We start from the raw sequence: 18770 nt of genomic DNA, 5'->3' as shown, positions 1-18770 counted from the left end.
CGGAAGCTCATTGCCCCGCGAACTCTTTTATCATCACTTTATTATACCCGCTCTTAACTAACCGGGTCAATGCAGATAAAAAGCGGCTTTCTGTCAGCCGCTTTTTTCACTATTAGCTATGTTTTTCGACAAAACGTTTGATTCTTTCAATCGCTTTTTCAAGAAGATCTAGCGAGGTGGCATAAGAAAGACGGACATTTTCAGGAGAACCGAATCCGGATCCAGGAACAATCGCAACTTTTTCCTCCTCGAGAAGCGCTTTAACAAATTCATCTACATCTTTGAAACCGCAAGATTGAGCCGCTTCTTTTGCATTCGGGAACAAGTAAAAAGCACCCTCCGGCTTCACACAGCTGAACCCAGGGATTTCTACGAGCTTTGCATAGATCGTGTTTAATCTATGTTCAAAGGCTTCTCTCATTTCTTCCAATGGCTCAGAAGGTCCGTTATAAGCAGCAATCGCCCCGTACTGTGCGATTGATGTCGGATTTGACGTGCTGTGGCTAGCAAGGTTCGTCATCGCTTTTATAATGTCTTCAGCTCCAGCCGCATAGCCAATTCGCCAGCCCGTCATGCTGTGTGACTTCGATACGCCGTTTATAATGACCGTTTGCTCTTTCAGTCTGTCAGACAGCTGTGCAATGGAAACATGTTTCTTTCCGCCGTATGTAAGTTTTTCATAAATTTCGTCAGACACAATTAGGATGTCATGTTCAAGGCATACTTCACCAAGCGCAGACAGTTCTTCTTCCGTATACATGACTCCAGTCGGATTGCTTGGAGAGTTAATAACGATTGCTTTTGTTTTTTCCGTAATCGCATTTTTTAGCTGCTCAGGCGAAATTTTGAAGTGATTTTCTTCAAGTCCTTGTACATAAACAGGCTTTCCGCCAGCGAGTTTCACCTGCTCCGGATAGCTTACCCAGTAAGGCGTCGGAATAATGACTTCATCTTCTTCATCCAAAATCACTTGGAAAAGGGTGTACAGAGCATGTTTGGCACCAGTGCAGACAATAATTTGAGACGGTTTGTATTCAATATTCTGGTCGCGTTTAAATTTCTCTGCAATGCTGTTTTTCAGTTCAGCCAAGCCACCTGAAGGCGTATATTTCGTATGGCCTTCGTTCATCGAACGCACAGCGGCATCAATAATGTGCTGCGGTGTATTGAAGTCCGGCTCGCCTGCGCCTAAACCGATGACATCATGGCCCGCGGCTTTCAGTTCTTTCGCTTTCGCTGTGATTGCCAGTGTAGTTGATGGTGTTAATGCGGATACTCTTTTTGCCAGTTTCAACTTGAACTCCCCCTAATTCGTCTTAAGGCGTGATATTTTTGAGAATCTTTCCAGTTGTAAAGTCCACATAACTTAAACTGTATTGACCTTCTTTGTCTAAGTACGTCACTTCCCATAGCAGAACGTTACCTTCTCTTGCCAGATGAACCTCTTTTTGTTTTGAAACCAGCCCTTCATCCTGTATGATTTTCGCCGCTTTGTCTTCCGAGATTCCCTCTTTTGCTTCTTTTGAGAGAATTTTTGCTTTTTTATTAGCAGGAACCCAGACATATAAGGCAGTGCCTTTTTTATCCGTACCCTTGACAACATAATATTTTTCTTTTCCGACAAATGTTTCGACTTGATCAACATTGGCGAGATCGGTTTCTTTTTTAGCTTCAGCAGCTGCTGCTTCGTGCCCCTCTTCCTTTTGTGCCATGGCTGATTTATAAATGCTTGCCGAGACAAGAAGTACTGCTAAAAAAATAATACCAAAAATGACGGTAAATATTAATGCTTTTTTTCTCATCTTCTCACCTACGTACGATAAATGGTAAAAACGGCTTGGTTTTTGTTTTCTTCATCAAGTGCAAGACCGAACATTAGATTGTCTCTTTTCAGCGTCCGATTCAGTGTGTCCACAATTTTATACAGATCATCAGAATGCTCTACATTAATTGTTGAAAGAATCTCGATTTTACTTTCCATTTTTTCATCCTCCATTTTGAACAAATATTGTTAGTCATACTCCATTTCAGGACACGCCATACTAGTATCACAGAGCGGGAATAACCGCTTTTAAATAAAACATCATCCTACTCCCACACCGCAAAAGCCGCTTTATGCGGCTTTTATTTATTTTTCCCTGCAACATAAGCTTCAAGCTCGCTGTCAGTCATTTCGGATACTGAGGTTGTCGGCAAGGCATCAAGAAACAGCCGGCCGTATCCAGCGGTTTTAATCCGTCTGTCCAATATCATAATCGTTCCTTTGTCTCCCGCAGTACGCAGCAAGCGTCCGACTCCTTGCCTGAAGGTCAGTACAGCCTCCGGTAATGACACTGTTTGAAATGGATTCTTTCCTTTTTTGCGGGCAAGCTCACATTTTGCAGCATGAAGCGGGTGATCTGGGGATCGGAATGGGAGCCTCACGATCATTACTGTTGTCAGCTCATCACCAGGGAAATCAACGCCTTCCCAAAAATGATTTGTTCCAAGCAGGATCGCCTGATTGGATGTTTTAAAAGTTTTCATCAGTTTGCCGGGACTTCCGCCTGTAATCCCTTGTGCCAAGAGCTGAATGCCGGAAGCACTCATGATATGCTTAAGCTCCTGGTGGACCTTTTTCAGCATCTCATGGGATGTAAACAGCACAAGGATTTTGGGCTGTTTTTCCTTTGCCATCAGTTCGATATAACGAGCCGTATCCTGGATAAATTCAGTTTGTCCTGTATCCTGAATTGACTTCATTTCCTTTGGAATCATCACCTGCATGCGCTCATCATAAGAAAAGGGCGACTCAATTCTCATTGTCCGCGGGAAAAAGTCACTCAGTCCCAGTCGTTCAATCATAAATTGAAAAGAGCCTTCGACTGTAAGGGTTGCAGACGTTAGCACCACACTATTTTTGCGCGCGAAAAACTGATCAGCCAGAAGTTCCCCAGGTTCAAGGGGCTGTGCGTAAATGGCCACTGCATTTTTCGCACCTTTAGCATCTATTTCAATCCAAACCGCTTCATCGTCATCGCACCTAAAGAACAGCTTCTGCAACGTCTGACAATAATGCTGCAAGCCTTTCATGCTTCTTTGGTATTCATCGGCCAAAAAGACAGTTTTGCTCTTCATACCCTTCAGATGTTTTTCTATCAGGGACGACTGTGCCTCAAAAAGCTGCTGCAAATGTGTCAGCATGGAACAAAGCCTCTCCGCACCATCCGTTAAGATCGACCAGCTTTTATCCTGGCTTTCTTTGTTCACCTTAAACACTAGACGGTTCAAGTCTTCTTTAGGTTTTCTTCGTTTGACAAAAGAATGTACAGAGCTGAAGAAAGCATCACTTTCTGCTTGAACGTGCTGAAGCCACTCTTCCAATTCGAAAAATGAATCAACCGGCAGGCTGTTTCGCTGGAATAACTGTCTCATCTTTTTTAGAAGTCCCTGCTCCTTCAGAGTGCCGATTCTGCTCAATTTCGTATGCAATTCTATGTACGTGGCTCTTTTCCCTAAATGTTCGCTTGCCGCACGTTCAAAATGATGTGCTTCATCAATAATAAATGTGCCGCTTTCGGGTAGCCTTTTTTTCTGGCTGCCTTCATCGGTCAGCAAAAGGGAATGATTGGTGATCACCAAATCGGAACGTATAGCGATCTGTTTGGCCCGCTCGTAAAAGCCGGTCACATGCTCATTGCGGCTTCTTTTATAGGAGTCATCGTCATACGCCAATCTGTCCCACAGCAACTTTCCGCCTGAAGGCAAATTCAGTTCCGCTACATCCCCTGTATTTGTCTCTGTCAGCCAAACGAGAAGCTGTGCCTTTGTCAGTACCGCATCATAATTATCATCTTCTTCATGAAGCACCTGCTCGAATTTATACAGGCATAAATAATGCGATTGTCCTTTTAAAATCGCCGCTGTTACCGGAAATGGAAACAGTTCTTGGACAATCGGCAAATCCTTTGTTAGAATCTGCTGCTGTAAAAGCGTCGAATACGTGCTGATTATGACCGGCTTTTTTGATTTCTTGGCAAAAAGCGCAGCCGGAATCAGATAGCCAATCGTTTTTCCGATTCCCGGAGGAGCTTCAATCAGCGCATGCTCACGATTGGCAAACGCATCAGCCACCTCTCTCATCATCATCATTTGGCCGTCTCTTTTTTCATACCCAGGCATTAACTCTGACAGCGCTTTTTCATTTCCCGCTTCCCAGCTTTCGATCTCAAATGAGAAGTTCTCGTCCTCATTTATACGAACATCGATAGCTTCAGGTTCTCTGACAGAAAACGAAGAAAAGCGCGTATAGCCCGGTATCTCGGTATGTCTGTTTTCATTAATGAACATATCCAACAAATGCGTCAGATCACTGATGAAATGCTGCGAAAGCCTTCTTAACTGCTTTAATGTCGGATAAGGAAGCTGCCGCAGCTTTTCAAGGATTTCCAAAAAAATAAGCCCTGTCACTTCAGCATCGCTGTCAGCCCGGTGCGGCTGATCATGCCGCAGCTGAAGCTCCTCGCTTAATTCCGTCAGCTTATACCCTTCAAACCCCGGAAAAACAATGCGTGAGAGCTCGACAGTATCAAGCACTTCACAATCTGGGAGCTGAAAGCCCGCCTTATGCAGCTCATACTTGACAAATCCAAGGTCAAAATGGATATTGTGGGCGACAAAATAAGCGCCGTCAAGCAATTGGAATACTTCTTCAGCAACTGCTTCAAATGGCTGTTCATTCTCGACCATTTGATTAGAGATTCCAGTAAGCTGCTCAATAAAAGCAGGGATTGATTTATTTGGATTAATGTATTTTGAAAACCGCTCAGTAATTTGTCCATTTTCGATTACAACCGCTGCGATTTGTATGATTTTATCGCCTTTCTTCGGCGAATTCCCTGTTGTCTCTACATCTATAACAACGAACCGTTGCTTATTCATTAAAATGGACACCTCAATTCTTGCATACGACAAAAGTGTAACACGTTTTGTACGGAAATGGAGCGGCAAAACCGTTTTACTCTCAAAATCTTAAAAGAAAACCCCCGATAAAGGGGGCTTTTCTTCTACAAAATTGTACGGGCTGGTTCGTTCCCCAGCATTTGTTCAATTTTGTTTTGATCATTCAGAACAGCCACTTTCGGCTCGTGGCTTGCCGCTTCTTGATCAGACATCATTTTGTAGGAAATAATAATGACCTTATCTCCTTCCTGCACAAGGCGTGCGGCTGCACCGTTTAAGCATATGACGCCGCTTCCCCGTTTACCAGGAATAATATACGTTTCAAGACGTGCTCCATTATTATTATTCACAATTTGCACTTTTTCATTAGGAAGCATTCCCACCGCATCAATGAGATCTTCATCAATTGTAATGCTTCCCACATAGTTCAGGTTTGCTTCCGTAACAGTTGCCCTGTGAAGTTTGCCGCTCATCATTGTTCGATACATATTATATTCTCTCCATTTCTCGAATATCAATAATGATATTATCTATTAAACGCGCTTTTGAAAAAGCAACTGCAACAGCGAGAATCATCTTTCCAGCAATTTCATTCACAGGCTCGAGTTCCGGATAGGAATAAAGCTCTACATAGTCTATGGTTCCGCTAGTCGTTTCAATGATTTCTTTTGCAGCTTTTATCACCGCTTCAGGATCTCTTTCACCGGCTTGGATCAGTTCCGCACTTGTTTGAAGGGCCCGATACAGCTTAGGCGCTTCTTTTCTTTCCTCAGCTGTTAAGTATACATTGCGAGAGCTTTTGGCTAAGCCGTCTTCCTCTCTGACCGTATCGACAGGAACCAATTCAATATCCATGAAGAAGTCACTGATTAACCCATCAACAACAGCTACCTGCTGCGCATCTTTTAAACCGAAATAGGCACGAGTCGGCTTGACTAGATTGAAAAGCTTCGTCAGTACGATCGCGACCCCGTCAAAATGTCCTTCTCTTGAGCGCCCGCATAACACGTCTGTGCGTCTTTCTACATGAATCGTGACATTCTTTTCACCGGGATACATATCATGAGCATCTGGGGTAAATAGAATATCGACTCCGGCGTTTTCTGCAAGAGCTGCATCCCGCTCAATATCGCGCGGATATGCTTCAAAATCTTCATTCGGGCCGAATTGTGCAGGATTGACAAAAATACTCATAATAACAGCGTCGTTTTCTTGTCTTGCTTTGTCTGCTAAGGTTAAATGCCCCTCATGCAGAAACCCCATCGTCGGAACAAATCCGATTGACTTGCCCTCTGAATGATATTGTTTTATGGCTTCTTTCAGCTGTGAAATATCAGTAATCTGTCTCATCTTATTTTCCCCCGTATAAGCCGTCCAGCACTGTCTGGTTCATTTGAAAGGAATGCTTTTGTTCAGGGAAAGCACGATGTCTTACATCCTGAACATATCCGCTGATTGCTGTTTCGATGTTTTCATCAATGCGCGTATATTGCTTTACGAATTTAGGTGTTCTCTCAACACCGTGGCCGATTATATCATGATAAACGAGAACTTGTCCGTCCGCTTTCACACCAGCCCCGATTCCGATGACCGGGATGCTTAGCGTCTCGGCAATTTTGGCTGTTAGTTCCGCCGGTACACATTCCAGCACAAGCATCATAGCTCCTGCCTCTTCGCATTTTATACTGTCTTCTATTAATTTTTTGGCGCTTTGTTCATCTTTGCCCTGTACTTTATATCCACCCAATACGCCGACTGACTGCGGAGTTAAACCTAAGTGGCTCACCACTGGAATGCCTCCAAGCGTTAATGCGCGAATGGATTCAAACACGCCTTCTCCGCCCTCAAGCTTTAGTGCGTCTGCTCCGCTTTCCTGAACGATAGCCGCTGCATTTTTCAGCGTATCTTCCTTGGAAAGGTGATAAGACATAAACGGCATATCTGTCACAATAAAGGTATTCGGCGCACCCCTTTTAACGGCTTTTGTATGATGAATCATGTCCGCTACTGTCACACCGACAGTTGAATCAAGGCCGAGAACGACCATTCCGAGTGAATCACCGACTAAAATCATGTCAACTCCCGCTTGTTCAGCAAGTTTAGCTGCCGGATAATCATAAGCGGTCAGCATGACGATCGGTTCTTCAGATTCCTTCATTTTTAGAAAATCCAGTTTTGTTTTCATGTTTTCTCCTCCTCATGTTTAGAGGAGATGAGCTGCCGTTTTCTTCTGCAAGCAAAAAAACCTTCCGTTACAACGAGAAGGATCCTTCACTTTCTAAAGTTCGGCGAGTTTCATCCCTCTGTCCCAGTCCTTTTTTGGATCAAGGCAGACTGCTGCAATGTCTATCTATTTTAATAATAGGTGCAGTTCGCAGGCGATACTGCCCAATGGAAGTATACCAAAATCAACGGGCTTGTACCAACACATTAGCCCAATTCAATATCGGCAGAATAGATTTTTTTCATGCCTTCATTCGTTTCTAAAAGCAGAACGCCTTCATCATCTATACCTAACGCCTTCCCGTAAAAGGTTCCGTTTAACGTTCTGGCTCTCATATTAGCGCCAATTCCGAGCGCATAGCTTTCCCACAAAAGCTTAATCGGCGTAAATCCGTGTGTCATATAATCCCGGTACCGTTTCTCAAAGCAAAGTAAAATTTGCTGGATGACGCCAGCCCGATCGACTTTTTCTCCAGCGGCTTGGCTGAGGCTTGTCGCGATGTCCTTCAATTCATCTGGAAAATCATCGGGCTGCTGGTTAACGTTAATGCCGATTCCAATGATCACTGAACGTACGCGGTCTTCTTCAGCCTGCATTTCTGTTAGGATGCCGACTGTTTTTTTTCCGTTAATTAAAATATCATTAGGCCATTTAATATCCGTTTGGATGCCTGCTGCCTCTTCTATTCCCTGCACAACAGCTACTGCAGCAAGCAGTGTGAGCTGGGGTGTTTTTTGGAGCGGGATATCTGGACGCAAAATCAGGCTCATCCAAATGCCGTTCCCTTCTTGAGAATGCCATACCCTAGACATTCGGCCCCTTCCGGCTGTTTGTTTGTCAGCCACCACGAGGGTGCCTTCCGGTGCATTATTATTCGCAAGCTCATGAGCCGATTTTTGCGTGCTTGAAAGAACGTCATGATAAATAAGATGCTGCCCCATCATGTCCGTTTTTAATCCAAAGCGAATTTCGCTTTCACTGAGTTTCCCGGGCTTTTTGATGAGCCGATATCCTTTTCTTCTTACGGCTTCTACTTCATAGCCCTCTTTTCGAAGCTCTTCTATATGCTTCCATACAGCAGTTCTAGAACAGCCGAGTGCATCACTGATTTTTTGGCCGGAAATAAATTCTTTGCCGGCCTGAGCAAATAATTCAATAAGGTCTTTTCTTAATGTTGACCGCATGTCTTCAGCCACTCCTCTATGTGTTTCTTTTGATTGGAGAGCTTTCCTGTCACAACAGCCTGCTCGATCCTCTGTAATTCTTCCGACACCCATTTTCCGGTTTCGAAGCGCAAGCAAATCCTTACCCGTGAGATCAAGATCCTTAAGGCTTTTGATCGGCAGGTTTTGATAAGCGTATTGAATGTCCTTCAGTTTTTTTTCATCCAGTGTTTTGTTTTGCCGCAGCTGCGATATTTTGGCCGCTGAGAGCAGTGATTTTTCCCCAGCTCTGTACATTGACATTGCGTCAAGGCTCTGGCCAAACGTATCGGCAATGTGAATGGCTTCCTTCATCACTTTTCCCGGGAGCTTCCAGGCTTTCAGGAAAAGAGGCGCGTCTTTCAAGACGATGTCGAGGTCAATTAAAAGAGCTGCCCAAAGCTCCTCACGTGATGTTAAAGAGAAGAACGGAAACTCACTCGCTGAAATCAGGTTTTCTCGTTTATGATACAAACCAGGCAGCTCTTCATACAGCCTCGTTTGAATAAGCGTTTGAAGCGCCTGGCGGGAAGCTCTTCCCTGCAGCAATTTCTCGAACTCTATTGTTTTTCGTTCGACTGAAACATGGGAGAGGAGAGATTTTTCTATCGAAATGGCTTTTTCTGTTTCCGGTGAAAGCGTAAAGCCAAGCTGGCTCATAAAGCGTACGGCTCTCAGCATACGAAGCGCATCTTCTTGAAATCTGTCCTCGGGCTTTCCAACGGTTCGAATCACTTTCTGATCAATATCTTTCCTGCCGCCAAAATAATCAAGCACCTTCCCGTCCGCTGTCATGGCCATCGCATTGATCGTCAAATCTCTGCGTTTTAAATCCTCTTCTAATGATGAGATAAATTGCACTTCTGACGGTCTTCTGTAATCCACGTAATCAGACTCAGTCCGGAATGTCGTGACTTCATAGGTTTCATCTTCCCAGAGCACAATGATGGTCCCGTGCTCTTTGCCTACATCAACAGTCCGCTGAAACAGCCGTTCTACTTGATCAGGTGCGGCATCTGTCGCGATATCAACATCTCCGATCGTTCGTTTCATATAACTGTCACGAACTGCGCCCCCGACAAAATAAGCCTGATGGCCCGCTTCGATTAAGGTGCGGAGCACGGGAAGTGCTTTGATAAAAACTTTTTCCATGTGATCACTCCGGTTCTGCTAAATCGGCATAAATCTGTTCATACTGACTGACAATTTTCTTGGAGGAAAATTCATTTTCAAGCATCTCTATTGCCGCCTTTGTAAAACGACTGCTTAGCTGTTCATCTTCTAAAATGCTCATCGCGCGGGCTGTTGCGCCTGCAACATCACCGACATCCACCAAAAATCCGCTCACATTGTTTTTAATAACCTCCGGGATACCGCCAATGTTCGTTCCGATACAAGGCACCCCGCAAGCCATCGCTTCCAGAAGGACAAGGCCAAAACTTTCTTTTTCAGACAGCAGCAGCTTCAAATCACTAATAGAATAAAGTTCTTCAACACGGTCTTGATTACCAAGCATTAAGACTTGGTCTTCCAAGCCATATTTTCTGATAAGCTCGCAGGCTGTCGATTTTTCCGGACCGTCTCCGACTAAAAGCAGCTTCGCTTTCGTTTTACCGGCGATATTACGGAACACACGAATGACATCCTGCACGCGTTTGACCTTTCTGAAGTTGGACACATGGATGACGACTTTTTCATCTGGTAAGATTCCATGTTTCTCTTTAATTGTTGTTGTGTTTTTCTTCAGATACACGCGCTCGTCTATAAAGTTATAAATCGTTTCGATTTTTTTCTCCGGTTTAATTAAATCATATGTTTCAGCTGCAAGCGCTGAAGAGACGGCAGTTACCCTGTCTGATGACTCGATGGCAAAACGGATCAGATCTTTTAGAGACGGGTCATAACCTAATACCGTGATATCCGTGCCGTGCAAAGTTGTGACGATGCCGATATTGCGTTTCAGCATCTGTTTTGCAAGATAGGCGCAAACAGCATGCGGGAGAGCATAGTGAGCATGGATAATGTCTAAATTCTCCCGCTCCGCCACCTCAGCGATTTTGCTTGCCAATGTCAAATCATACGGAGGATACTTGAAAACAGCATATTGATTAACCTCAACTTCATGAAAATGAATATTGGGATGATATGTATTCAGTCTAAACGGAATGCTTGATGTGATGAAATGGATTTCATGTCCCTTTTCAGCAAGCTGCTTCCCCAGTTCTGTCGCAATGATACCTGAGCCTCCGACGCTCGGATAGCATGTGATCCCTATTTTTAGTTTTTTCATTGTTCGCCCCCAAGAACATCATGATCTAGCATCAGCATCCGTTTGGAAAAGAAACCTTCGGCATACTCCACGCCCGCTTCTTTACCGTAAAGCTTTTCTCTCGCTTCGACGATCTCGATATAACCATTCGTCAGTGGAGTAGAAACTGAATCCTTTGACGGGATAAACTGGCTTTTATAGGCATTGAGGCTTTGTTTTTTTGCCTCTATTGTATCCGAGATATCAATGACAAAATCCGGCTGATGAAAACCATTTATCATATAATAGTAAACCTTGCTGACTTTATGCGCCGGAAGGCTTTTTTCGTCTTTATATTTATGGATTCCAGCGGAAAAAATCGCTTCTTCCACCAGTGCAGCCGCATTGCCGTGATCCGGATGGCGATCCTTTTTATACGGCATAAAAACCGCTTTTGGCCGGTTGGTTCTGATCACTGTAACAATCGACCGAATTGCCTGATCGCTCATCATTAGGCCGCGGTCCGGAAGCGTCAGCTGAATTCTTTTATCTGCGCCTAATATGCGTGCTGCTTCAGCTGCTTCTTCTCTACGCAAACTGATCGTACCGTTAGAAGAGAGTTCCGCTTCTGTCAAATCGCATATCATTACTTTTTTTCCCTGTTTGACAAACTTCGCTATTGTGCCGCCCATTCCGATCTCGACATCATCACTGTGGGCGCCGAAAGCAAGAACGTCAGCATTATACATTCGGCTCTTCTCCCCGAAGAAGGTCGCGGAATTCGAAAACACCTTCATCAAGTGTCCGGACAAGAATTTCCGCAGTACCCATATTTGTGGCGAGCGGAATGGAATACACATCACACAACCGGATTAATGCCGAGACATCCGGTTCATGCGGCTGCGCGGTCAGCGGGTCGCGCAAAAAAATGACAAGATCGAGTGCATTAGCCGCGATCAATGCTCCGATTTGCTGGTCTCCCCCTAGAGGACCGGATTGAAAACGTTCAATTTGAAGGCCTGTCGCCTCTTGAATTTTCAACCCTGTGGTTCCGGTCGCGTACAGATCATGATGCTTCAAAATATCCCGATAGGCAGTCGTAAATTGAACCATATCCTGTTTTTTCTTGTCATGCGCGATTAAAGCAATTTTCATCGTTTCTCCCCCCGTCTAATCAATGATATTTTCTAGTCCGTACACAAGCTGATCAATCTTCATGACTTGTTCGACTGACAGCTTAACACCTGACATGAAAGAAGCGCGATTATAAGAATCGTGTCGGATCTGAAGCGTTTGGCCATCCATGCCGAACATGACCTCTTGATGTGCGATCAGCCCCGGAAGACGGACGCTGTGCAAGCGAATACCGTTTTGCTCCGCTCCTCTAGCTCCTGGGAGAATTTCTTTTTCATCTGGATGTCCTTGCTGCTTTTCTTTACGGACTTCTGAAATCATTTCCGCTGTTTTAAGCGCAGTTCCGCTTGGTGCGTCAAGCTTCTGGTCATGATGAAGCTCAATAATCTCTACATCTTCAAAATAGTTGGCAGCCATTTTTGAAAATTTCATCATCAGCACCGCGCCAAGCGCAAAGTTTGGAGCAATGATGGCTCCGATCCCCTTTTCTTCTGTTAAGGACGTGAGCTCTTTTAAATCAGCTTCTGAGAAACCGGTTGTTCCGACAACTGGACGGACGCCGTGCTCTAATGCAATTTTTGTATGTACTTTTCCGATTTCGGGCGTTGTTAAATCAATCAAGACATCCGGTTGTGTTTCTGTAAAGCAGGCATGGATATCTGTGTAAATTAAAGCATCTGACTCAACAGGCATCACATCAGATAATTTTTGCTGATCGTATGTATGGTCTATAGCACCGACTAGGTCAAAATGAGGTGTTCGTTCTGCCAATTTAACAGCTTCCTGCCCCATTCTTCCACGCGGTCCTGCAATGACTACTTTAATTGTTTCGTTTGACATCTTGATCTCCTCTACTTTCCTTCTTCTTTTCTGGTCCAGCGATCTTTATCTCTTGTATTAAATTTATGCATGACTCGGTCGTGGGCTTCCTCTAAAGAGATATCAAGAGAGTTGGCTAAACAAACCAATACAAATAGCACATCGCCCATTTCCTCTTCCATGCTTTTATCGTCTTCAGTCGCTTTTTTTGGTTTTTCTCCGTAGCGGTGATTGACTTCTCTGGCAAGCTCGCCCAGTTCTTCAGTCAGCCTTGCCACCATGGCTAGCGGGCTGAAATATCCTTCTTTAAACTGGCCGATGTAACGGTCTACTTCAGCCTGTATGTCTTTCATTGTTTTATCACTCACTGAAACGAAACCTCCTATCATCCTCTTACATGTTAGCTAATTCAGATACGTTTGACAAATGTTTAAGCACGTTTGCTGTTTTCTTTTTCATCCACTATAATATAAACGCTATCTAATGGAAGGAAAAGGGGTTTTGTGTGATGCTTGGAGAAATTAGATTAAAAAACATATTTTTCATTTTAATCGGAGCGGCAATTTTTTCATTTGGCTTGGTTCATTTCAATATGCAGAACAATCTGGCTGAGGGCGGTTTTACAGGTATTACACTTTTGCTTTATGCTCTTTTCCACATCAGCCCCTCTATCTCGAACCTGGTGTTAAACATTCCGATTTTTTTTATTGGCTGGCGTTTGCTCGGCAGGACAATGTTTGTTTATACCCTTGTCGGCACTGTGGCCTTGTCTTTGTTCCTCAGCATCTTTCAGCGATATGAAATCCATATGCCCCTTCAGCACGACTTAGCGCTCGCCGCTTTATTTGCCGGCGTATTCATTGGAGCCGGACTGGGAATTATTTTCAAGTTCGGCGGTACGACAGGCGGTGTTGATATCATCGCACGTTTAGTGAATAAGTATTTTGGAATCCCGATGGGCAGAACGATGTTTGCTTTCGATGCCTGCGTCATCATTTTGTCTTTGCTTACTTATCTCTCCTATAAAGAAGCGATGTATACGCTGGTAGCTGTATTTGTAGCGGCAAGATTAATCGATTTTATTCAGGAAGGCGGCTACGCTGCTAAAGGCGCTACGATCATCTCTTCGAAAAACGACCTGATTCAGAAAAAGATCCTTGAAGAAATGGAACGGGGCGTCACTATTTTGAAAGGACAAGGTTCCTACACAAAAGAGGATATAGATGTACTTTATTGTGTGGTGCCGAAAAACGAATTGGTGATGCTGAAAAGCGTGATTAACTCCATTGACCCTCATGCCTTTGTAGCCGTAAGCGATGTCCACGATGTGCTCGGAGAAGGATTTACGCTTGATGAAAATAAAAATCCGCTTCCACGCTGACATGTAATAGAAAAAAGGCGGCTGACCGCCGCCCCTCATCCTTATTTAGGGTAGTCCCGTTTTTTCAGCTTGTTTTTTTCCGCCTTGTACTTTCTGTAGCCGACATAGGTGAGGGCTGTAATGATGATACTGCCGGTTGTAATCATCACCCAGAGTAAAGACGGATCGGCATCATCCTCCTCCGCCCTGTCAAACAAATTTTTCAGGTCATGCTGAAGAAGGGAAAGCCGTTCAAGCTTCGTGCTCTCTGTCATTTGTTGAAATTCCCCTTGTTCAATAACATCTATATGTTTTCCGACTGTTTCAAGCTTTTCCTCTGATACATCGATTGTAAGACTTGGGTAAATCAAATCATATAAACTGATAAATTCATTCCATTTTTCATGGAAGCTAGTGCTTTCATTCTTTTGGACATCTCGCTTCAGCTCAGTAAAGGCTTCCATAATCGGTTTTTCCAGTGAACCCCAAAGCGGGTCAGATCGGTTGTCAACCGCATCCATCAGCATTCTGAACTGCGCGGCTGCTCTGAGTTTTTGCGTGTCTGATGTATCAGCCTGCTTTAAACTTCGAACCATATCATTATAGCCCAGTGTGATTTGACGGATTTGGGCTCCTGTTAGCATGGAATCTTGCTGTTTTTTCTCAGCGGATTTTAATGTTTTCTCAAAATAACCCAAGACTTGCAGCGCCTCTTCATATTTCGACTGACGGGTCATTTGAAAGACCGTATCGGATAAATCATTCAATTCCTCGAGGCTTCCCCGCTCTGCAGCCTTGGCATTTCCATTATAAAAAATAAGAGCAATCAACAAACAGATCGTCAGCTTTCGTTTCATGCAGGTCCCTCCCACTCTCTCTCCTTACAGAATATGAAGAAAGGGACAAGGATAGACCAACATTGTCTTCACATCAGCTCAAGCTTCGTTTGCTTTTTCGAGATCACAAGGAAGTAAGCAAGCCCGATTGAAAAGATGCTTAGCCAAAATGTTCCGTACCCTATTTCAGTCATATAATTAGAAAGCATAGAGTACTGCGGCATCATATTAAACAAGTAGTCAATGACATCGTTATGCAGTGTCCAGACTGCAGCAATTGAAAGATGCCAAAATGAAAAACGAAAATACGGACTGTATAATACGCCTTGCACTGCCATTGCAAAATGCGAAGCAATTAGCATGTAGCCCTCCCAAGGCAAGTCACCAGTTACTGCAAGCACAAGAAAATTCATAGCGACCGCCCATAGGCCATACTTTACGAGAGTAACTAGCGCAAGCGCTTCAAAGAGCGGAGCATTCCGTTTCATGATAAAGGCAAGCAGCACAAACAGAAAGAAAAACGTTGCTGTCGGACTATCTGGAACAAAAACCAGGAAACGGGCCGGTGTCTCTAGGAGCTGCGGCAAGTACCAATAGTAGCCGTAAACCGTTCCCAGAAAATTAATGGCTAAGACAAGAATAAGCATCGGCCGCTGTCCTAATACATATTGAAACCATTTCACATCAAATCAACTCTCAGTCTGTAAAAATAATGTGTCCATATAAAAAAGCTGACGCCGGGTCAGCTTTTGATAATAAAAGTATATCCTTCCATTTGACAATTCACAATACGTTATTTTGCGGTTGTTTCAGAAATAAATTTCGCAAGTTCTTCGAGCTGCTTATCATTTCCTTTGAACACACCCGCCGGCATTTTGCCTTTCCCTTCTACTGCGATCTTTTTGATTTCTTCCGGTTTCAGCCCGCTGTCAACCAATGAAGGTCCAGCCGCTCCTCCCTGAAGGTTATCCCCATGGCAAGAAATACAGCCTTGTTCCTTAAAAATCTTATATCCTTCTGTATTGGTGTCAATGTCGGCCTCTTTTGTGATTTTCCCCTGTTCCTCTGCCTTGGCCCAGTCATGAGTAGCCACTGACTGCCACGTCAAAAATACAGCTGCGGAAATGGCCAGAAGCATCATACCGACAGCGACCGGACGCTTCCACGGCCTTCTTTCTGCCCCTCTGTCTAAGAATGGAGCCAAAAGCAGGGCTCCAAAAGCGAGACCTGGCATAATCATGGCGCCGACCACTGTAAAGCTTCCGGCGGCGTATTCATACTTCAACAGCTGGTATAAGAAAAGAAAATACCAATCCGGCAGCGGAATATAACCAGTATCAGTCGGGTCAGCCATCCGCTCTAAAGGCGGCTGATGCACAATCGTCAAAACAAGAAAACCGATGAGAAAGACAGCTCCAACCATCCATTCCTTTAACAAGAAATTTGGCCAGAAAGCCTCTGTTTTACCGGGATACTCCGAATAATCCTTCGGTATATTCGGCTTTTTTTCAGCCGGTATCCTTGAGTCGCCTACAAATTTCATCCCTTTGCCCCGGTGCATGTCATTCCCTCCCTTTTATTCGCAGATCAAGAGTTTAAAGCGGTCCTGAAATCCCCTGCTTCCGGATCATAATAAAATGTGCTGCCATCAGCCCGAACAATGCGGCAGGAAGAAAGAATACATGGATCGCAAAAAATCTAGTCAGCGTTTGGGCGCCTACAATATCCGGATGCCCTGCAAGGAGCGTTTTAACTTGCGTCCCGATCAAAGGTGTGGCTTCGGCGATCTGCAGCCCGACTTTTGTTGCAAACAGTGCCTTCATATCCCAAGGAAGCAAGTAGCCTGTAAAACCAAGACCGAGCATGACAAAAAAGATCAGCACACCGACAATCCAGTTCAGCTCGCGCGGCTTTTTGTACGCACCTTGGAAAAAGACCCTCAGCGTATGTAAAAACATCATCACAATGACCAAGCTCGCACCCCAATGGTGCATCCCCCTGACAATCTGGCCGAAAGCCACTTCATTTTGCAAATAATATACCGATTCCCAGGCATTTTTGATATCAGGCACATAATACATCGTTAAAAACATTCCAGATAATACTTGGATAACGGTTACAAAAAACGTCAGTCCCCCAAAGCAATACACAAACGCAGAGAAATGATGGGCGGGATTCACATGTTCCGGTACTTCGTGATCGGCAATATCCCTCCACATCGGTGTAATATCAAGCCGCTCATCTACCCAGTCATAAATTTTGTTCAGCATGTCACCCTTCCCCCTTAGGCTTTGCTTTTCCAAGATACAGGAAGCCGTCTTTTACTTCTTGCTCGTAATGATCAAGAGGCGAAAGCGGCGGCGTGCCAGGGACATTGGTGCCGTCCTTTTCATAGAGTCCGTAATGGCATGGACAAAAGAATTTATTCGGGTTTTTAGGATCACTATTCCAGTTCACCGTACACCCTAAATGTTTACAAATTGGCGAAAGTGCTACAATTTCATCCCCGTTTTTGAAGACCCAGGCTGATCTTGACTCTTCGGACTCATACCAGGCATCGACTTGATTAATTTTGAAATCAAAGCGCTGCGGCTCTTTTGTCAACTCATCAACGCTGACAACCTGAACCATGTCCTGCTTCCCTGTCGATTTTAATACCGGGTCGAGTGCAAAGCGAACCATAGGCATGAGCATACTAGCCGCCATAAAACCTCCTACGCCTGTGAGCGTATAATTCAAAAATTGACGTCTGGATATATCATGTTTTCCGCCCATCTCTTCTCCCCCCTCTAGGTCACCCCTGCAAACTGACTAAAATAGAAAATATTGCAATAACTCTAGACACCCTCATAATATATGAATCTCTCAGCAAGGTCAATATAGCCAAAATATTGTTTATGAGGAAATGTAAGTGTTTTTATGAAGTGCTCCATAACTGTAACAAAACGTTCAAAATTTCAGCAGTGCGTTCATCCAATATTTTTCTTTTTAAAGAGTCATTTAAATGCTCTAATGGAACAGACGGTGTTACAATCATTTTGCCTAACGTATCCTCAGTTCTCCAATTTTCGTCAGATGTGAGCAGGACAACATGCGAAAATTCCGTTAGCAGCTCTTCCCGCAAATCCTTAAGCCCTTGAACGGTTATGTCATTTCTATCAACATATGTATAAGGAGGCAGTAAATATACCCGTCCCTTTAACTGCCTTTCCAATTCCTCTGAGAGAAGCTGTGTAAACTCGCCTTTCTCCGCCGCCATTTTAAAATGGTTATCCACCTTTATGTTAATTAATGGAATGACAGCGGTATCAATGTAATCCTTAGCTTGTAAATAGTCCTTGGCATCAGTGATTCTCCACCTCATTGTTCTCCCCCTTTACGGCAACAAGCCTTGCAATACGCTGCAAGGCTGGTCATATTATGTGAGCTGATTCAACTGGCGCGATAATTGTTCAAATGCTTCTTTATCATGACGATCTAACGCGTCGTCAATGTCTTTTAATAATTTTTCTCTTTGGAATGTGGAAATGGCGTGCTCCAAAATCTGTTCCGCCAACCCCTGGTCTTTTTTATTCTCAAAAAGATCTTTCGGCATATGCGGATTGGACTCCAGCACCGCCGCATACTCAGGTGAGCTGTAGGCCGAACGGAAATTAAGCTGGATAAACAAATCCTGCTGTTTATTTAATCTAATATCATGAAAAGATTTTTCCGCGTCGGTAGTCATGACATTCTCTTTATAGAACCGAAACGGAACTTCTTCAACACAATGTGTTGACATTATAATGCCTCTCGGGCAAAATTCAGCCTGCTCCACAAAATGAACCTTTTCCATGAGAGAATCATGGCTCATTAAGTAGTTCAAGATCCAAACGCACTCTCGGCGCTTTAACTGATAATGGTTTAAAAACCAACGGATAAAATCCTTTTTCTCATTGACAGAAACAGGGGTCTGCATGTAATTCCCTCCTCTATCGTTCGTATAATCTATATACTTATATGTTCC

21 protein-coding genes and 1 pseudogene are annotated in these 18770 nt (G+C 44.1%); 1 reads left to right on the top strand and 21 read right to left on the bottom strand.

Translation table 11 applies throughout. The annotated features are described in order from the left end of the window. Window positions 1–112 precede the first annotated feature (112 nt). The 14 genes and pseudogenes from aspB to QA442_RS10490 form a co-directional block, all read right to left on the bottom strand. Window positions 113–1294 (bottom strand): aspartate transaminase AspB, encoded by a 1182-nt coding sequence (gene aspB / locus QA442_RS10555; RefSeq protein WP_014664380.1) that lies wholly within the window; start codon window positions 1292–1294, stop codon window positions 113–115. Window positions 1295–1316: 22 nt separating this feature from the next. Then, a complete protein-coding gene (tseB, locus tag QA442_RS10550) occupies window positions 1317–1802 on the bottom strand; it encodes a cell wall elongation/penicillin-binding protein regulator TseB (protein WP_014664381.1) in 486 nt (161 codons plus the stop codon). An 8-nt stretch (window positions 1803–1810) separates the two neighbouring features. After that, window positions 1811–1981, bottom strand: a complete 171-nt coding sequence (locus QA442_RS10545; protein ID WP_003225588.1) for a YpmA family protein — start codon at window positions 1979–1981, stop codon at window positions 1811–1813. A gap of 143 nt (window positions 1982–2124) precedes the next feature. Next, window positions 2125–4920 (bottom strand): ATP-dependent DNA helicase DinG, encoded by a 2796-nt coding sequence (gene dinG, locus QA442_RS10540; RefSeq protein WP_279474341.1) that lies wholly within the window; start codon window positions 4918–4920, stop codon window positions 2125–2127. Between the two features lie 125 nt (window positions 4921–5045). Then, window positions 5046–5429 (bottom strand): aspartate 1-decarboxylase, encoded by a 384-nt coding sequence (gene panD, locus QA442_RS10535; protein ID WP_003225586.1) that lies wholly within the window; start codon window positions 5427–5429, stop codon window positions 5046–5048. A gap of 1 nt (window position 5430) precedes the next feature. Next, entirely contained in the window at window positions 5431–6291 is an 861-nt protein-coding gene (gene panC, locus QA442_RS10530) for a pantoate--beta-alanine ligase (protein WP_024571841.1), read from the bottom strand. A 1-nt stretch (window position 6292) separates the two neighbouring features. Continuing rightward, window positions 6293–7126, bottom strand: a complete 834-nt coding sequence (gene panB, locus QA442_RS10525) for a 3-methyl-2-oxobutanoate hydroxymethyltransferase (RefSeq protein ID WP_095431525.1) — start codon at window positions 7124–7126, stop codon at window positions 6293–6295. A gap of 245 nt (window positions 7127–7371) precedes the next feature. Continuing rightward, on the bottom strand, window positions 7372–8349 hold the full coding sequence (locus tag QA442_RS10520) for a bifunctional biotin--[acetyl-CoA-carboxylase] synthetase/biotin operon repressor (protein ID WP_040082793.1): 978 nt from the start codon (window positions 8347–8349) through the stop codon (window positions 7372–7374). After that, window positions 8334–9519 (bottom strand): annotated as a pseudogene (locus tag QA442_RS10515) (CCA tRNA nucleotidyltransferase). The gene QA442_RS10520 and the pseudogene QA442_RS10515 overlap by 16 nt, the downstream one beginning before the upstream one ends. A 4-nt stretch (window positions 9520–9523) precedes the next feature. Beyond that, window positions 9524–10657: an N-acetyl-alpha-D-glucosaminyl L-malate synthase BshA gene (gene bshA, locus QA442_RS10510; RefSeq protein WP_069839233.1), complete on the bottom strand. Its 1134-nt coding sequence runs from the start codon at window positions 10655–10657 to the stop codon at window positions 9524–9526. After that, the gene (gene bshB1 / locus QA442_RS10505; RefSeq protein WP_095431524.1) at window positions 10654–11364 is read right to left on the bottom strand and encodes a bacillithiol biosynthesis deacetylase BshB1; all 711 of its coding nucleotides are present in this window, start codon (window positions 11362–11364) and stop codon (window positions 10654–10656) included. The genes bshA and bshB1 overlap by 4 nt, the downstream gene beginning before the upstream one ends. Further along, the gene (gene mgsA, locus QA442_RS10500) at window positions 11357–11770 is read right to left on the bottom strand and encodes a methylglyoxal synthase (RefSeq protein WP_014664390.1); all 414 of its coding nucleotides are present in this window, start codon (window positions 11768–11770) and stop codon (window positions 11357–11359) included. The genes bshB1 and mgsA overlap by 8 nt, the downstream gene beginning before the upstream one ends. Before the next feature lie 15 nt (window positions 11771–11785). Next, the gene (gene dapB, locus QA442_RS10495; RefSeq protein ID WP_014664391.1) at window positions 11786–12589 is read right to left on the bottom strand and encodes a 4-hydroxy-tetrahydrodipicolinate reductase; all 804 of its coding nucleotides are present in this window, start codon (window positions 12587–12589) and stop codon (window positions 11786–11788) included. An 11-nt stretch (window positions 12590–12600) separates the two neighbouring features. Then, window positions 12601–12936 (bottom strand): nucleotide pyrophosphohydrolase, encoded by a 336-nt coding sequence (locus tag QA442_RS10490; protein WP_014664392.1) that lies wholly within the window; start codon window positions 12934–12936, stop codon window positions 12601–12603. A 140-nt stretch (window positions 12937–13076) separates the two neighbouring features. On the opposite strand from QA442_RS10490, the gene QA442_RS10485 reads away from it, so the two are divergent. Next, window positions 13077–13949 (top strand): YitT family protein, encoded by an 873-nt coding sequence (locus QA442_RS10485; protein WP_003230635.1) that lies wholly within the window; start codon window positions 13077–13079, stop codon window positions 13947–13949. A gap of 41 nt (window positions 13950–13990) precedes the next feature. On the opposite strand, the gene ypjB is transcribed toward QA442_RS10485, so the two are convergent. The 7 genes from ypjB to QA442_RS10450 form a co-directional block, all read right to left on the bottom strand. Further along, window positions 13991–14785: a sporulation protein YpjB gene (ypjB, locus tag QA442_RS10480; protein ID WP_071578019.1), complete on the bottom strand. Its 795-nt coding sequence runs from the start codon at window positions 14783–14785 to the stop codon at window positions 13991–13993. A gap of 68 nt (window positions 14786–14853) precedes the next feature. Beyond that, a complete protein-coding gene (gene lhaT, locus QA442_RS10475) occupies window positions 14854–15447 on the bottom strand; it encodes a lipoprotein heptaprenylglyceryl N-acetyltransferase LhaT (RefSeq protein ID WP_069839230.1) in 594 nt (197 codons plus the stop codon). 110 nt (window positions 15448–15557) lie between these two features. Next, a complete protein-coding gene (locus QA442_RS10470) occupies window positions 15558–16325 on the bottom strand; it encodes a menaquinol-cytochrome c reductase cytochrome b/c subunit (RefSeq protein ID WP_014664395.1) in 768 nt (255 codons plus the stop codon). A gap of 34 nt (window positions 16326–16359) precedes the next feature. Continuing rightward, window positions 16360–17034 (bottom strand): menaquinol-cytochrome c reductase cytochrome b subunit, encoded by a 675-nt coding sequence (gene qcrB / locus QA442_RS10465; protein ID WP_003225560.1) that lies wholly within the window; start codon window positions 17032–17034, stop codon window positions 16360–16362. Between the two features lies 1 nt (window position 17035). Beyond that, complete coding sequence (locus tag QA442_RS10460; RefSeq protein WP_004398062.1) at window positions 17036–17539, bottom strand: Rieske (2Fe-2S) protein; 504 nt, start codon at window positions 17537–17539, stop codon at window positions 17036–17038. 142 nt (window positions 17540–17681) lie between these two features. Then, window positions 17682–18128 (bottom strand): YpiF family protein, encoded by a 447-nt coding sequence (locus QA442_RS10455; protein ID WP_069839229.1) that lies wholly within the window; start codon window positions 18126–18128, stop codon window positions 17682–17684. A 54-nt stretch (window positions 18129–18182) separates the two neighbouring features. Next, a complete protein-coding gene (locus QA442_RS10450) occupies window positions 18183–18722 on the bottom strand; it encodes a ReoY family proteolytic degradation factor (RefSeq protein WP_014664397.1) in 540 nt (179 codons plus the stop codon). Window positions 18723–18770: the final 48 nt, after the last annotated feature.

Source organism: Bacillus stercoris (assembly GCF_029772985.1).
Classification (GTDB): Bacteria; Bacillota; Bacilli; order Bacillales; family Bacillaceae; genus Bacillus; species Bacillus stercoris.
The sequence above is the reverse complement of the archived record's forward strand: the minus strand, read 5'-3'. Positions and strand labels throughout refer to the sequence as shown.